This window comes from Streptomyces sp. JLBT605, assembly GCF_058215555.1.
Window position 1 is genome coordinate 1,774,087 of sequence record NZ_CM177087.1, and the last position, 14,239, is coordinate 1,788,325.

General features: G+C 68.5%; 13 protein-coding genes and 2 riboswitches. Of the genes, 5 read left to right on the plus strand and 8 right to left on the minus strand.

Annotated elements, in window-relative coordinates:
• Positions 1 to 148: 148 nt before the first annotated feature.
• The 4 genes from AC4BDD_RS07980 to AC4BDD_RS07995 all read right to left on the minus strand — a co-directional run bounded on the left by AC4BDD_RS07980 (position 149) and on the right by AC4BDD_RS07995 (position 5,216).
• Complete coding sequence (locus tag AC4BDD_RS07980; protein ID WP_490690266.1) at positions 149 to 1,249, minus strand: ABC transporter ATP-binding protein; 1,101 nt, start codon at positions 1,247 to 1,249, stop codon at positions 149 to 151.
• The gene (locus AC4BDD_RS07985) at positions 1,246 to 2,244 is read right to left on the minus strand and encodes an ABC transporter permease (RefSeq protein ID WP_490690267.1); all 999 of its coding nucleotides are present in this window, start codon (positions 2,242 to 2,244) and stop codon (positions 1,246 to 1,248) included. Before AC4BDD_RS07985 ends, AC4BDD_RS07980 begins: the two co-directional genes overlap by 4 nt.
• 123 nt (positions 2,245 to 2,367) lie before the next feature.
• Positions 2,368 to 4,128: an ABC transporter substrate-binding protein gene (locus AC4BDD_RS07990; RefSeq protein WP_490690268.1), complete on the minus strand. Its 1,761-nt coding sequence runs from the start codon at positions 4,126 to 4,128 to the stop codon at positions 2,368 to 2,370.
• Positions 4,129 to 4,208: 80 nt separating this feature from the next.
• The gene (locus AC4BDD_RS07995; RefSeq protein WP_490690269.1) at positions 4,209 to 5,216 is read right to left on the minus strand and encodes an ABC transporter permease; all 1,008 of its coding nucleotides are present in this window, start codon (positions 5,214 to 5,216) and stop codon (positions 4,209 to 4,211) included.
• A 412-nt stretch (positions 5,217 to 5,628) separates the two neighbouring features.
• Here AC4BDD_RS07995 and AC4BDD_RS08000 point away from each other — a divergent pair, with 412 nt between their 5' ends.
• Complete coding sequence (locus AC4BDD_RS08000) at positions 5,629 to 6,255, plus strand: hypothetical protein (RefSeq protein WP_490690270.1); 627 nt, start codon at positions 5,629 to 5,631, stop codon at positions 6,253 to 6,255.
• A gap of 93 nt (positions 6,256 to 6,348) precedes the next feature.
• On the opposite strand, the gene AC4BDD_RS08005 is transcribed toward AC4BDD_RS08000, so the two are convergent.
• From AC4BDD_RS08005 to AC4BDD_RS08015, 3 genes are all read right to left on the minus strand, one after another.
• Complete coding sequence (locus tag AC4BDD_RS08005; RefSeq protein ID WP_490690271.1) at positions 6,349 to 7,164, minus strand: enhanced serine sensitivity protein SseB C-terminal domain-containing protein; 816 nt, start codon at positions 7,162 to 7,164, stop codon at positions 6,349 to 6,351.
• A gap of 112 nt (positions 7,165 to 7,276) precedes the next feature.
• The gene (locus tag AC4BDD_RS08010; RefSeq protein ID WP_490690272.1) at positions 7,277 to 8,026 is read right to left on the minus strand and encodes an enhanced serine sensitivity protein SseB; all 750 of its coding nucleotides are present in this window, start codon (positions 8,024 to 8,026) and stop codon (positions 7,277 to 7,279) included.
• Between the two features lie 96 nt (positions 8,027 to 8,122).
• Positions 8,123 to 8,827, minus strand: a complete 705-nt coding sequence (locus tag AC4BDD_RS08015; protein WP_490690273.1) for an AAA family ATPase — start codon at positions 8,825 to 8,827, stop codon at positions 8,123 to 8,125.
• 212 nt (positions 8,828 to 9,039) lie between these two features.
• Positions 9,040 to 9,147, plus strand: a riboswitch (glycine riboswitch).
• A riboswitch (glycine riboswitch) is annotated at positions 9,148 to 9,251 on the plus strand.
• A 35-nt stretch (positions 9,252 to 9,286) separates the two neighbouring features.
• On the opposite strand from AC4BDD_RS08015, the gene gcvT reads away from it, so the two are divergent.
• The 4 genes from gcvT (at position 9,287) to AC4BDD_RS08035 (ending at position 13,695) form a co-directional block, all read left to right on the plus strand.
• Positions 9,287 to 10,408 carry a glycine cleavage system aminomethyltransferase GcvT gene (gcvT, locus tag AC4BDD_RS08020; protein WP_490690274.1) on the plus strand — a complete coding sequence of 374 codons (1,122 nt, stop codon included), beginning with the start codon at positions 9,287 to 9,289 and terminating at the stop codon, positions 10,406 to 10,408.
• 98 nt (positions 10,409 to 10,506) lie between these two features.
• Positions 10,507 to 10,884 (plus strand): glycine cleavage system protein GcvH, encoded by a 378-nt coding sequence (gcvH, locus tag AC4BDD_RS08025; protein ID WP_490690275.1) that lies wholly within the window; start codon positions 10,507 to 10,509, stop codon positions 10,882 to 10,884.
• 30 nt (positions 10,885 to 10,914) lie between these two features.
• A complete protein-coding gene (gene glyA / locus AC4BDD_RS08030) occupies positions 10,915 to 12,174 on the plus strand; it encodes a serine hydroxymethyltransferase (RefSeq protein WP_490690276.1) in 1,260 nt (419 codons plus the stop codon).
• A 138-nt stretch (positions 12,175 to 12,312) separates the two neighbouring features.
• Positions 12,313 to 13,695, plus strand: a complete 1,383-nt coding sequence (locus tag AC4BDD_RS08035) for an L-serine ammonia-lyase (RefSeq protein WP_490690277.1) — start codon at positions 12,313 to 12,315, stop codon at positions 13,693 to 13,695.
• A 43-nt stretch (positions 13,696 to 13,738) separates the two neighbouring features.
• Here AC4BDD_RS08035 and AC4BDD_RS08040 read toward each other — a convergent pair whose 3' ends face one another.
• Positions 13,739 to 14,197 carry a MarR family winged helix-turn-helix transcriptional regulator gene (locus AC4BDD_RS08040; RefSeq protein ID WP_490690278.1) on the minus strand — a complete coding sequence of 153 codons (459 nt, stop codon included), beginning with the start codon at positions 14,195 to 14,197 and terminating at the stop codon, positions 13,739 to 13,741.
• Positions 14,198 to 14,239 lie beyond the last annotated feature (42 nt).

Consider the following 14,239-nt stretch of genomic DNA (forward strand, 5'->3'; position numbering starts at 1 on the left):
GGCGCGGTCGACTCGGCGGGCTGCTCACCCTGTCCGGCGGCGGACCGCTCGGCGGGCTGCTCGGGCGCGGACTGCTCGGCGGCGTTCGGCTCGGCGGCGGGCTGCTCCGGGACCTGGTCCGCCGTCTCCGGGCTCTTCTTGATGTCCGTCACAGCTTCGGCGCAATCTCTTCGGTCCAGATGCGGGTGCGCTCCTCCGGCGCCATGTGGCAGGCGGAGAAGTGGCGCTCCGCCACCTCGCGCAGCTCCGGGCGCTCGGTGCGGGTGATGCCGTCCTTCGGCACGTCGGCGTAGGGGCAGCGGGGGTTGAAGGCGCAGCCGCTGGGGATGTTGATCAGGCTGGGCGGGGATCCCTTGACCGGGATCAGCCGCTCGGTCTGGTCGCGGTCGATGCGCGGCATCGAGCCGAGCAGGCCCCAGGTGTAGGGGTGCTGGGGCTCGTAGAACACCTTCTCGGCCGGGCCGCGCTCGACGCACCGCCCGCCGTACATCACCAGCAGGTCGTCGGCGAGCTCGGCGACCACGCCCAGGTCGTGGGTGATGACGATGACCGCGGAGCCGAACTCCTTCTGCAGGTCCCGGATGAGGTCCAGGATCTGCGCCTGGACGGTGACGTCCAGGGCGGTGGTGGGCTCGTCGGCGATCAGCAGCTCGGGGTTGTTGACCAGCGCCATCGCGATCATCGCGCGCTGCCGCATGCCGCCGGAGAACTCGTGCGGGTAGTTGTCCACCCGCTTGTCGGGCTGCGGGATGCCGACCCGGTCGATCAGCTCGATGGCGCGCCTGCGCGCCACCTTTTTGTCCACACTGTTGTGCACCCGGTAGGCCTCGACAATCTGGGCGCCCACTGTGAAGTACGGGTGCATGGCGGACAGCGGGTCCTGGAAGATCATCGCCATCTGGCGGCCGCGCAGGCGGCGCACCTCATCCGCCGGAGCGGACAGCAGTTCCTTGCCGTCGAACCAGATCTCCCCGGACATCCGCGCCTTGCCGCGCCCATACTGCCCCACGCGGTGTAGCCCCATGATGCCCAGCGACGTCACGGACTTCCCGGACCCGGACTCGCCGACGATGCCGAGGGTCTTGCCCCGCTCCAGGGAGAAGGAAAGCCCGTCGACGGACTTCACCAGACCGTCGTCGGTGGGGAAGTGCACTTTGAGGTCGCGTACTTCGAGGAAGGCGTCCGAGGGAGCCGGCGCGCCCGATCGCTCGGGTTCGGCGACGGCACCGGGCTTCTTCAAGTCGGTCACGAGAGCCTCACTCGGGGGTCGATCACGGCGTAGAGCAGGTCCACGATCAGATTGGCGATGACCACGGCACCCGCGGTGATCAGCGTGACGCCCAGGATGAGCGGGAGGTCCCGCTCTCCGATCGCCCGCACCGCCGCCTGGCCGAGGCCCGGCAGGCTGAACGTGGTCTCGGTGAGGATCGCTCCTCCTACCAGGGCGCCGAGGTCCATGCCCAGGATGGTGAGAATCGGAGTCATGGTCGAGCGCATCGCGTGCTTGCCGATGACCACCGGCTCGCGAAGTCCCTTGGCCCGAGCGGTGCGAATGTAGTCCTCGCCCAGGACCTCCAGCATGGTGGCGCGCGTCAGCCGTGCGTACATCGCCGCATAGAGGAAGGCGAGGGTGAGCCAAGGGAGGATCATCCCGCTGAACCACGCCGCCGGATCCTGCCCGAACTCGGTGTACTCATTGCTTACCCAGTCCAGGTTGTACGAGAAGATCGCCAGGGTGACTACGCCGGTGAAGTAAATCGGCAGTGAGACACCCGCGAGGGCCACGCTCATGGCCGTACGGTCCCACAGGGAACCGCGCTTGAGCGCGGAGACAATGCCGGTAACGACACCGCCGATCAGCCACAGGACACACGCACCGGCGGCAAGGCCGAGGGTGACCGGGAGCCGGTCGGTGAGGACCGGCCAGATCGCTTGCTCGTTCTTGAAGGAGTACCCGAAGCAGGGAGCCGAGCAGTGGACGGTGTCACCGCCGCCGGTGTAGTCGCGGCCGACGACAAGGCCGCGGACGAAGTCCCAGAACTGGACGATGATCGGGTCGCCCAGGCCCAGTTTCTGCCGGATGGCCTCGATGGCCTGGTGGTCGGTCTGCTTGCCGACGTACATCGTGGCGGGGTCGACGCCGGTCATCTTCGGAATGATGAAGAAGATGCCGAAGGTCACCAAGATGACGACCAACAGCGTCATGACGACGGCGAACAGCCGCCGGATGAGATATGCGAGCACTGCTCTCGGCCCGGCCGTGGCCCGGCGTCACCGGAGATCATCCGATGACACCGGGCCACGGCGCGCGGCCATCACCTGCCCTTCGTGCCTAGCGGCGGGTGCGCCGGAGCGCACGGGTGGGGGTTACTTCACCACGCCCAGCGAGGCGTAGTCGTAGCGGCCGTTGAAGGAATCCGCCGTGTAGACGTTGGTCAGTCGGGAGCTGCGCCAGATGATGTTCTTCTCGAAGACGAACGGCAGGTAAACCGCGTGCTCGGAGACCAGCTTGTTCATCTGGGAGTACAGAGCCGCGGCCTTGTTCTCGTCCAGCTCGTCCTGCGCCTTGGCGAACAGGTCGTCGATCTTCGGGTCGCTGAGCATGCTGTAGTTGTTGTTGCCGCTGTCCAGGATGTACTTGCTGCCCACCAGCGGCAGCGAGAAGCCCTGTCCGGTCGGGAAGTCAGGGGCCCAGCCCATGATGATGATCCCGTAGCCCTTGTCCTTGACGGTCTTCGGGCTGCCGATGATGCCGGACGTCTGCGAGCCGTCGAACTGGTCGATGTCGGCGTCGATGCCGATCTTCTTCAGCGACGCCTGCAGCGACTCGGCGGTGGCGACCTCGACCGCCTTGTTGTTACGGACGGCGATGGTGGTCTTGAAGCCGTTCGGCTTGCCGCACTTCTTCAGGGCTTCCTTCGCCTTGGCGGTGTCCGGCTTGCCCTTCAGCGCGCCGTACGGGTCGTACTTGGGGTCCGATCCCTTGACCGCCGGAGGCAGCATGTTGGTGCCGATGTCTCCACCGGCCTGCGGACCGCCGCGGGCGGTCTGCAGCGAGGTCTTGTTCGCACCGTAGATGACTGCCTTGCGGCATTCGATGTTGTCGAACGGCTTGACCGTCTGCGGGAAGACCGCGTAGCGGATGAAGCCGGTCGACGGGTTGTCGACGTTGCCGCGGTGCTTCTGCAGCGCCTCGACACGGCCTTCCTGGCCCATGCCGGTGGCGTTGAGGTCGACGTCGTAGTCGCCCTTGATGAGGCGCTTGTCCATCTCGTCGGCGTTGGTGATCAGCGTCAGTGTGATCTTGTTCGGGAGTGCTTTGCGGATGGGGTCGGAGGACTGCTTCCAGTTCTCGTTCCGGGACAGCACCATGGACTTGTTGGGCTCGTAGGAGTCCCACTTGTACGGGCCGGAGGAGAAGGGCTTCAGACCGTACTTGGACTTGGTGTCCTTGTCCTTGCGCACCGGCGAGGCGCTCGGCAGGGCGAGCATCTGCTCGAAGTCACCGTTGCGCTTCGGCAGGTGGAAGATGATGGTCTTCGCGTTCGGGGTCTCGATGGCCTTCAGCCCGAGCTTGTCCTTCGACTTGTCCTTGTACGGGCCCTTGTACTCGCCCTTCGGGTCAAGGGTGTCACGCAGGTAGACCGGGCCTCCGGACAGCACGTCCTGCGCCCAGACGCGCTCGATGCCGTACTTGATGTCCTGGGCGGTGATCGGCTTGCCGTCCTGCCAGGTGATGCCGTCACGCAGGGTGTACGTGTACGTCTTCCCGTCATCGGTGATTTTGGCTCGCGAGGTGGCGAGGTCGGGGACGAGCTCCTGACTCTCCTTCCCCGGCGCCGGCTTGTAGGAGATCAACTGCCGGGAGTAGTAACGCGCGTAGTCCCACACGAAGCCGTAGTAGCCGCGCGTGGTGTCCCAGGAGTCGGCGTCCTGAGTGCCGATGAACTTGAGGGTGCCGCCCTTCTTCTCGGACTTGCTGGCAACCTTGTCGATCGCGGCGTTGAAGCCAGCGCCGCTCCCGCCCTTGTCGTCGCCACCACCGCAAGCCGTGGTGGTCAGCAAAGTCGCGACGGCTACGGCCGCTCCCGCAACCAGTCTGCGCTTGGGTGTGCGTTGGGTTGTCACGATCTCGCACCTTCCATGGTGGTGACACTTGCCTGACATCGGGCCTCTCCGGTCATGCCTGGGGGCTCCATGTGAAGAAGTCAGCGATTCCCCTTCGGGTCCAGCGCGTCGCGCACACCGTCCCCGAGGAGATTGAAGGCCAGCACGGTCACGAAGATGGCCAGGCCGGGGAAGATCATGAAAGTCGGGGCGATGTTGTACGTACGCACAGCCGTCGAGAGCATCTGCCCCCACGAGGCGGTCGGCGGCTTGACTCCGGCACCGAGGAAGCTGAGCGCGGCCTCGGTGAGGATGTTGGTCGGGATCATCAACGTCATGTAGACGGTGATCGGCGCGACCAGGTTGGGCAGCAGTTCTTTGAAGAGGATGTAACGGTTTCCCGCCCCCAGGCTCCGCGCCGCCTCGACGTACTCACGCTCGCGCAACGACAGGGTCTGGCCGCGCACGATTCTCCCGACATACGGCCAGCCGAAGAAGCCGATCACCACGATAAGCACGCCCATCCGGACACCGGTACCGGACAGCCCCCACAGCTCGTTGGGCACGACCGAGACAAGGGCGAGGATGAACAGCAGCTGCGGGAAGGCGAGGAGCAGGTCCATCGTGCGGCTGATGATGGAGTCGACGACGCCGCCGAAGTAGCCGGCGATAATGCCGAAGATCGTGCCGAGCAACACCGCGAAGATCGCCGACGCGAACGCCACGATCAAGGAGATGCGAGTGCCGTAGACGACCCGACTGAAGACGTCTCGGCCGTTGACAGGCTCCAGCCCGAAGAGGAAGTCCTTGCTCATGCCGCCCCAGTCGCCGATCGGCTTGCCACCGAGCAGGGCGTCGATGTGCTCCGGGTCGTCATGAAAGTCATTCGGTGGATGACCGAACCAGCTGACGATCAGCGGGGCGAAGACAGCGACCAGGATCAGGAACAGCACGACGACGCCACCAGCCAGCGCGACCTTGTCCCGCTTGAGCCTGCGCCAGGCGATCTGTGCTGGAGAGCGTCCGGTGACCTTCTCAGCCGGGCCACCCTCGGCGACATCCACGGCCGCGGTCTCAGCCGCACTCGTGTCATGCAGTGGTGCCGTCATGCCCTGGGACCCCTCTCGGCCAGCGGTAACCGGCCTACGACCTGCCGCTGTTGCGGCCTGGTTCACATCACTGATGCAGGTGGTGCTGATGGTGCAGAAACGTTCACGGAGGGGTGGCGCGCGGTGACGGCGCCCCCTTGGAGCGGGAGTCTTCAACGCCGTCGCGATCACCCGCCAGCCCCCACGGGCAATGGATGCGCAACCGTGATGTGGCCCGACGAAACGCAGAAATGATCACTTCGCCCGGTTTAGATACTTTGGTCTCCTTGCTTGCCATTAAGGCAGCCAGTAGAGCCACCGCAGGAGCTGACGCTCTGTTACCCAACTCAATAAGCAAGTGAATTGAGCTTCATCTGAGGTTGAATGTGATAGCTGATTAAAGTAACCAGAATGCTTTCTTCCGCTGTCATCCATGGCTAGCCTCCTCTCATCTGGCGATTCCACGCCGAATGAGAGAAAGGGGAGAAAGTTGAATTCCACAAAGAAGCGAATCGCGTCCACGGGCATCGCGGCCTCCGCGCTCATCCTGGGGTCCCTGGCGATTCCCGGAGTTGCGTCGTCCGCATCGGCGACTCCCACTCCGCGCTGCAACACAGTCTTCTGGGTCAAGGCAGAGCGGTTTGGCAGCCCGTCCTACGCAACGATCGGGACCACCGTGGGCAAGAGAAACGGCGGCTCTTCGACCTCCACGCTCAAGTACGAGTTCAAGACCGAGAGGGAGCGGTCAACGACTTGGCAGAATGGCGGAGGCCTCAGCATTGACTTCGTCATCGGCAAGATAGAGGGGAGCACCCACTACAACGTCACCAAGTCCTTCAAGAGAGGCGTGAAGGTGACCGACACTTTGAAGGTGGGACCAGGCAAGCGGGGGTACGTGACGCCGATGGTGGAGTACCGCAGGTTCGACGTTAATGAGTGGGTTACAGACGAGAGCTGCCGAAGCTACGTGCACAAGCGGTACGGAATTTTCAAGGCCATAACGGCCGCCCCGTATTTCGCTGAATGCGTCTCCAGGAACCCTTGCACCCCTAAGCCGTAATTTACGGCACGCCGATCCATTAACCGGCTGGGCGGGAGAGGAAGATTCCCCCGTCCAGCCGGTTTGCGGTTGTACGTCGCCGAAGCTGTCCGCTCAGAAGGCATGCCGCGGCGGCGGGTAGCCGTAGCCGGGCGCCGGGGCGGGGGCGGCGGTGCCGTAGGCGTCGCGGTCGAAGAACGGGCGGGCGTTGGCCCGCATCCACATCGCGACGGGGTCGTGGGCGTCGGACATCGAGACGGTGGAGAGCGGGAGCCCATCCGGGAGCGCCCCGAGGGACTGCTGCATCATCAACCGCACCGATTCCACCGCGGTTTGGCTGGTGTCGTACAGATCCAGCCCGATCGCGAGATAAGGGGCACCGAGTGCCGGCTGCACCCAGGCCCGCCGCAATGCACGCACAACGGGCGTTCGGTGGGCATTCTGCCCCAACAGTGCGTAGAACTGCGGAATCTCGATCGCCGGTTCGCTGATCCGCAGCGGGCCGGCCGGCAGCCGGTCGAGGCCGCCCGCGATGCGCCGCAGGTCCAGCCAGGGGATGCCGACGCCACCACCGGGAGCGTGCGGGTTGAGCCACAGGCCGAAGCGGTCGGGGAAGAGCGCGGTGGCGATCTGCCGGCCGCCGACGACCTCGTGCGCGCGGGTCCAGCCGCTGGCGGACAGCTCCTGCTCGGAGGTGACGCAGGGCGCGTAGCCGAGGCCGTCGACGTCCATCTTTCCGTACCGGGCGTCGGGCGAGCCGGGCGTGCCGTGCCACAGCAGCATCCACACCTGACCGGCGGCCAGCGCGTGCAGCAGCGCCTCGTAGGCGTCGTACCCGCCGGGCGCGACCTGCTGGAGCAGCTGCTCGATCTGCCCGCCGTGGGATTGCGAGTCGCTGCGCTCCGCCCGCCAGTTAGCGCCAGCGCTCACCTGACTCCGCCCCTTCTCTTGGCCCGCACCACATCGCACCGGGGCATGCGGGTGCACCCCCTGCGGTCATCCAACCAGCTTACGAGTCCGTGCGGACTTCATCCCGGCGCGGTCACAGGTCACGGTCGTAGAACGGACGCACCCGCTCCAGCATCCAGTCGGCGACCGGGTCCTGGGCGATGTCCAGCAGGATCAGCTGCACCGGCCAGGGCACGGCGGCCGCGCCCAGCGCCCGACCGAGCGCCTCCAGCACCACGGCCTGGACCTCCGGAGTGGGCAGATCGAGCTGGACTCCGACGAAGAGCGCGGGCGGGTCGCCCTCGACGCTGGCCAGCGCCCGGCGGGCGGTGCGCACATCGGGCACGCCGCCGAACTCCAGCCCGGCGGCGGCGAGGAAGTCGACCGGCTCGTCCTGCCAGTCGGGCTCGAACAGCAGCACCCGGCCGCCGGAGGCGGGACCGTCCAGCTCGGTGCGGCCGGTCCGGCACAGCTGGGCGACGGCGGGCGGCGGCAGCGGCACGCCGACCGCGCCGCCCGGATTGACCGCGATGCCGACCTGCGGGGGCAGGCCGCGGGCGAACTCCACGGCCGGGGCCACGGTGAAGGACATGTGGTCTCCGACGACCTGCCGGAACTGCTGCTCGGAGCTGAACACCGGGACGTACGCGGCGCCTTCCAGCTCGATGGTCGCCAGGTCCAGGTCAGGGCTGTCCGGGCCACCGCCCTTGGGCAGCGGGACCCACACCTGGCTGCGGCCGAGCACCTCGACGATACGGGCGCCGGCGCCGGGGACGTCGAGCGAAGCGGCGAGGACGTCTTCGAGTTCGTTGGCGGGGAAGCCGCCGAGGTCACTGATGCTCATGTCGTCCAACCGCCGAATCGTCCAACCTGCACAGCACCCTAACGGCTCAGCCGCGACCGATCATCCCGCGGCCCGGCCCATACGAAGACGTCCGGCTCATTCGAAGACGATGTCACGCAGGGCGTTCACCGCGGGGCGGTCCAGCAGCACCACCGAAGCGCAGCCGCGCGGCGCCCGGCCGAGCTCGGCGTCCGCCACCAGGCGCCGCACCGCCTGACGGTGCCGCCGGAAGGCACGCCCGGAGACCCCGCGGCCGCGGGTGGCCTGTCCGTCCAGCGCGACCGCGGGCGGTACGTCCACCAGCAGCATGTGCAGCGTCCGGCCGCGGCGCCGGGCGTGCCGGGCCAGCCAGCGGCGCACCCAGGCCGGGGTGCCGCAGTCGTGCACCACCACGCTCGCCCCGGAGCGCAGCGCGCGGCGCAGCCCGGCGAAGTGCGCCAGCCGGACCAGCGGGCGGTAGAGGGAGTAGGGGAGCCGGTCGGGCAGCCGGGCCTCCCAGCGCTCACGGGTGTCGTGGGAGTCGATCCGCAGCACCGGGCCGCCGCGCAGGTCCAGCGGGGCCACGGTCCGCTGCATCAGGGTGCTCTTGCCGCTGCCCGGCAGCCCGGAGGCGACGACGAGGTCTCCGGCCGGGTAGCGCAGCTCCGCCACCCCCGGCGCCCCGGCCGCCGGGGTGCCGCGCAGGTCGCGCACCGCCCGGCCGGGCACCGGCCGGAACGCCGCCGGGCGCGGCGCGGCCGGGCGGCCGGGGAGCCGGGCCGGCTCCCTGCCCGTCCGCTGGATCCTGCGCTGCCCCTGCACCGTGATCGTCTCCTCAGGGGGTGTCCGACCGTTCTCCGCAGCGTCGCAATCCACGGCGACCCACCGGACACCCCCTAGGGGGTCCGGTCACCGCGGCCTACCCGAAGAGTGTCAAGGAACGGTAATGAAAGACAAGGACACCGATTCCGGACCGGGGGTTCCCTTGTGGCGGGCACATGCGATGATGTGCGCGCAACTGCATACCGGCCGCTTGAATCCGCGCGGGAGAGTCCCCGGCCCGGCACACCTGCCGAGCACCGGGGCGCCGAAGGAGCAAGTCCTCCCTTGAATCTCTCAGGCCCCGATACCGCGCGGGCGAGGCAGATCTGAAAAGCGAGCCGCCGCGGTGGCTCCACCGAAGGTGCAAATCGGACCCCTCGGGGTCACGGTGAAGCTCTCAGGTTCCGATGACAGATGGGGAGAAACCTCACCCATTCGCATCGCTGGGAGCTACGAGACATGACAGACGCCCCACGCCACACAGCCCTGGACGCGACCCATCGCGGGCTCGGGGCCACCATGACCGACTTCGCGGGCTGGGACATGCCGCTGCGCTACGGCAGCGAGCGGGACGAGCACAACGCGGTCCGCACCCGCGCGGGCCTGTTCGACCTGTCCCACATGGGCGAGATCACCCTCACCGGCCCGCAGGCCGGCCAGGCGCTGGACTACGCGCTGGTCGGCAACATCGGCGCGCTGGCCGTCGGCCGGGCCCGGTACACCATGATCTGCGACGCGGACGGCGGCATCCTGGACGACCTGATCGTCTACCGGCTGGCCGACGAGGAGTTCATGGTCGTGGCCAACGCCTCCAACGCCCAGGTGGTGCTGGACGCGGTGACCGAGCGGGCCGCGGGCTTTGAGACCACGGTGCGCGACGACCGCGACGCGTACGCGCTGATCGCCGTGCAGGGCCCCGCCTCCCCCGGCATCCTGGCCAGTGTGACCGACGCCGACCTGGACGGGCTGAAGTACTACGCCGGGCTGCCGGGGACGGTCGCCGGGGTCTCCGCGCTGATCGCCCGCACCGGCTACACCGGCGAGGACGGCTTCGAGCTGTTCGTGGACCCGGCGGACGCCGAGAAGCTGTGGCAGGCGCTGACCGAGGCGGGCGCGGAGGCCGGGCTGGTGCCGTGCGGGCTGTCCTGCCGGGACACCCTGCGCCTGGAGGCGGGCATGCCGCTGTACGGGCACGAGCTGACCACCTCCACCACCCCGTTCGACGCGGGTCTGGGCCGGGTGGTGAAGTTCGACAAGGCGGGCGACTTCGTCGGCCGCGCGGCGCTGGAGGCGGCCGCCGAGCGCGCCGCGGCCAACCCGCCGCGCAAGCTGGTCGGGCTGATCGCCTCAGGCCGCCGGGTGCCGCGCGCCGGGTTCTCGGTGGTGTCCGCCGACGGCACGGTGATCGGCGAGGTGACCTCCGGTGCCCCGTCGCCGACCCTGGGCAAGCCGATCGCGATCGCCTATGTGGACGCGGCGTACGCCGAGCCGGGCAGCGAGGGCGTCGCGGTGGACATCCGCGGCAGCCACGAGCCGTACGAGGTCGTGGCGCTCCCGTTCTACAAGCGGCAGCGCTCCTGACCCGCAGGCGGACGCAGTCTGGTGACGACTTCGTCACCTTGTCCCACCAGTCAAGACCGACGGCATATCCACACCCTCGCATCCAGGAGAATTCAGTCATGAGCAACCCCCAGCAGCTTCGCTACAGCAAGGAGCACGAGTGGCTGTCGCCCGCCGAGGACGGCGTGTCGACGGTCGGCATCACCCAGCACGCGGCCGGCGCGCTCGGTGACGTGGTCTTCGTCCAGCTTCCGGAGGTCGGTGCCCAGGTCGAGGCCGGCGAGACCTGTGGTGAGCTGGAGTCCACCAAGTCCGTGAGCGACCTCTACTCGCCGGTATCCGGTGAGGTCACCGAGATCAACGAGGACGTCGTCAACGACCCGGCGCTGGTGAACTCCGCCCCCTTCGAGGGCGGCTGGCTCTTCAAGGTCCGGCTGTCCGAGGAGGCCCCGGCCGACCTGCTCTCCGCCGACGAGTACACCGACTTCGCCAGCTGACCCGCCGCTCCTCACCTGATCGGGATTTCGATGTCGCTTCTCAACAGCTCCCTGCATGAGCTCGACCCGGATGTCGCAGCCGCCGTCGACGCCGAGCTCCACCGCCAGCAGTCCACCCTGGAGATGATCGCGTCGGAGAACTTCGCTCCGGTCGCCGTCATGGAGGCCCAGGGATCGGTCCTCACCAACAAGTACGCCGAGGGCTACCCCGGCCGCCGGTACTACGGCGGCTGCGAGCACGTCGATGTCGTCGAGCGCATCGCCATCGACCGGATCAAGGCGCTCTTCGGCGCCGAGGCGGCCAATGTCCAGCCGCACTCCGGGGCCCAGGCGAACGCGGCCGCGATGTTCGCGCTGCTCTCCCCCGGCGACACCATCCTGGGTCTGAACCTCGCCCACGGCGGGCACCTCACCCACGGCATGAAGATCAACTTCTCCGGCAAGCTGTACAACGTGGTGCCCTACCACGTGGACAGCGAGACCGGCCAGGTCGACATGGACGAGGTCGAGCGCCTCGCCAAGGAGAGCCGCCCGAAGCTGATCATCGCCGGCTGGTCCGCCTACCCGCGCCAGCTGGACTTCGCCGCCTTCCGCCGGATCGCGGACGAGGTCGGCGCGTACCTGATGGTCGACATGGCGCACTTCGCGGGTCTGGTGGCGGCCGGGCTGCACCCCAACCCGGTGCCGCACGCCCACGTCGTCACCACCACCACCCACAAGACCCTCGGCGGTCCGCGCGGCGGTGTGATCCTCTCCACCCAGGAGCTGGCCAAGAAGATCAACTCCGCGGTCTTCCCCGGTCAGCAGGGCGGCCCGCTGGAGCACGTCATCGCGGCGAAGGCGGTGTCCTTCAAGGTCGCGGCGTCGGAGGAGTTCAAGGAGCGCCAGCAGCGCACCCTGGAGGGCGCGAAGATCATCGCCGAGCGCCTCACCCAGGAGGACGTGCGCGAGGCGGGCGTGGACGTGCTCTCCGGCGGCACGGACGTGCACCTGGTCCTGGTGGACCTGCGCAACTCCGAGCTGGACGGCCAGCAGGCCGAGGACCGGCTCCACGAGATCGGCATCACGGTCAACCGGAACGCCATCCCGAACGACCCGCGGCCCCCGATGGTCACCTCGGGCCTGCGGATCGGCACCCCGGCGCTGGCCACCCGCGGCTTCACGGCGGACGACTTCCGCGAGGTCGCGGACATCATCGCCGAGGCGCTCAAGCCGGCCCGGGAGACCGAGCCGCTGAAGGCGCGGGTCACCGCGCTCGCCGAGAAGCACCCGCTGTACCCCGGGCTGTAATCACAGCTCCGGCCGTTCGACACCGGGCACCGCGCACACTGGATGGTGCGCGCGGTGCCCTGGTGCCCGCCGCACACCCCCCGCGGTCAGGCACCGCACGCACCACCGCCCACCCAGCAGACAAAGGGGTCCGCCACCGTGGCCATCTCCGTCTTCGACCTCTTCTCCATCGGCATAGGGCCGTCCAGCTCGCACACCGTCGGCCCGATGCGAGCGGCCCGGATGTTCGTCAGCCGCCTGAAGAAGGACGGCCTCCTCGCGCAGACGGCATCGGTCCGCGCGGAACTCTTCGGCTCCCTCGGCGCCACCGGGCACGGCCATGGCACGCCCAAGGCCGTCCTGCTCGGCCTGGAGGGCCACTCCCCGCGCACGGTCGATGTGGAGACCGCCGACGACGAAGTCGAGCGGATCCGCGCCACCAAGCGGCTGCGGCTGCTGGGCGCCGAGATCGGCGCCGCGCACGAGATCCCCTTCGACGAGCCGACGGAGCTGATCCTGCACCGCCGCCGCTCGCTGCCCTACCACGCCAACGGCATGACCCTCTTCGCCTACGACGCCGAGGGCCTGCCGCTGCTGGAGAAGACCTACTACTCGGTCGGCGGCGGCTTCGTCGTCGACGAGGACGCGGTCGGCCAGGACCGGATCAAGCTCGACGACACCGTGCTGAAGTACCCCTTCCGCACCGGCGACGAGCTGCTGCGGCTGTGCCGCGAGACCGGCCTGTCGATCTCCGCGCTCATGCTGGAGAACGAGAAGGCGTGGCGCACCGAGGAGGAGATCCGCGAGGGTCTGCTGGAGATCTGGCGCGTGATGCAGGCATGCGTGGCCCGCGGCATCTCCCGCGAGGGCATCCTGCCCGGCGGGCTGAAGGTCCGCCGCCGCGCCGCCCAGTCCGCCCGCCAGCTGCGCGCCGAGGGCGACCCGATGGCGCACGCCATGGAGTGGGTCACCCTCTACGCGATGGCGGTCAACGAGGAGAACGCCGCCGGCGGCCGGGTGGTCACCGCCCCGACCAACGGCGCGGCCGGCATCATCCCCGCCGTCCTGCACTACTACCTCAACTTCGTCCCGGGCGCCGACGAGGACGGCGTGGTCCGCTTCCTCCTCGCCGCGGGCGCCATCGGCATGCTCTTCAAGGAGAACGCCTCCATCTCCGGCGCCGAGGTCGGCTGCCAGGGCGAGGTCGGCTCGGCCTGCTCCATGGCCGCCGGCGGCCTGGCCGAGGTGCTGGGCGGCTCCACCGAGCAGGTGGAGAACGCCGCCGAGATCGGCATGGAGCACAACCTGGGCCTGACCTGCGACCCGGTCGGCGGCCTGGTCCAGATCCCGTGCATCGAGCGGAACGGCATGGCCGCGGTCAAGGCCGTCACCGCCGCCCGCATGGCCCTGCGCGGCGACGGCCGGCACCACGTCTCCCTCGACAAGGTCATCAAGACCATGAAGGAGACCGGCGCCGACATGAAGGTCAAGTACAAGGAGACGGCGCGGGGCGGACTCGCGGTCAACGTCATCGAGTGCTGACCGGATCGCGGCCGGGCCACGGCTCGGCCGCGGCCCGCGGACGCTAGTGGTGCCAGGCGCGCCCGCCGGTGTTGTGGATGAACCGCTGCAGCACCTTCAGGGTGGTCAGGTACTCCTCGTCGGAGATGCCCGCGTGCCGTTCCGTCCACAGCTCCTTCTGGAGGGCCGCGGCCTGGTCGTAGAAGGCCCTGCCCTCGGCTGTGATGCCGAGGCGCCCCTCGGGGTCTTCGGTGATCCAGCCCTGGGCGATGGTCTCGTCGATCTCCGACTCCATGGTTTCCGCGCCCGTGTCGAGGTAGTTCCGCAGCATGCGGGACACCTCGTCACGGGTCCTGACCGTGTCGGCCAGTGCGACCTGCGCGAGGACCCACCACTGCGGCTGGGTGGTGCCGATCTCGGCGAGGGCGGCCCGGGTGCGGGTGATGACGGCGTGGTAGGCGGCCCAACTCCAGTAGCCGATGGGCTGCTGGATCAGTTCGGCGTCGTTGTGCGAGTACTCCATGGCCGGTCCCTCTTGTCTGCTTGAGCTGGTTCGACAAGATCG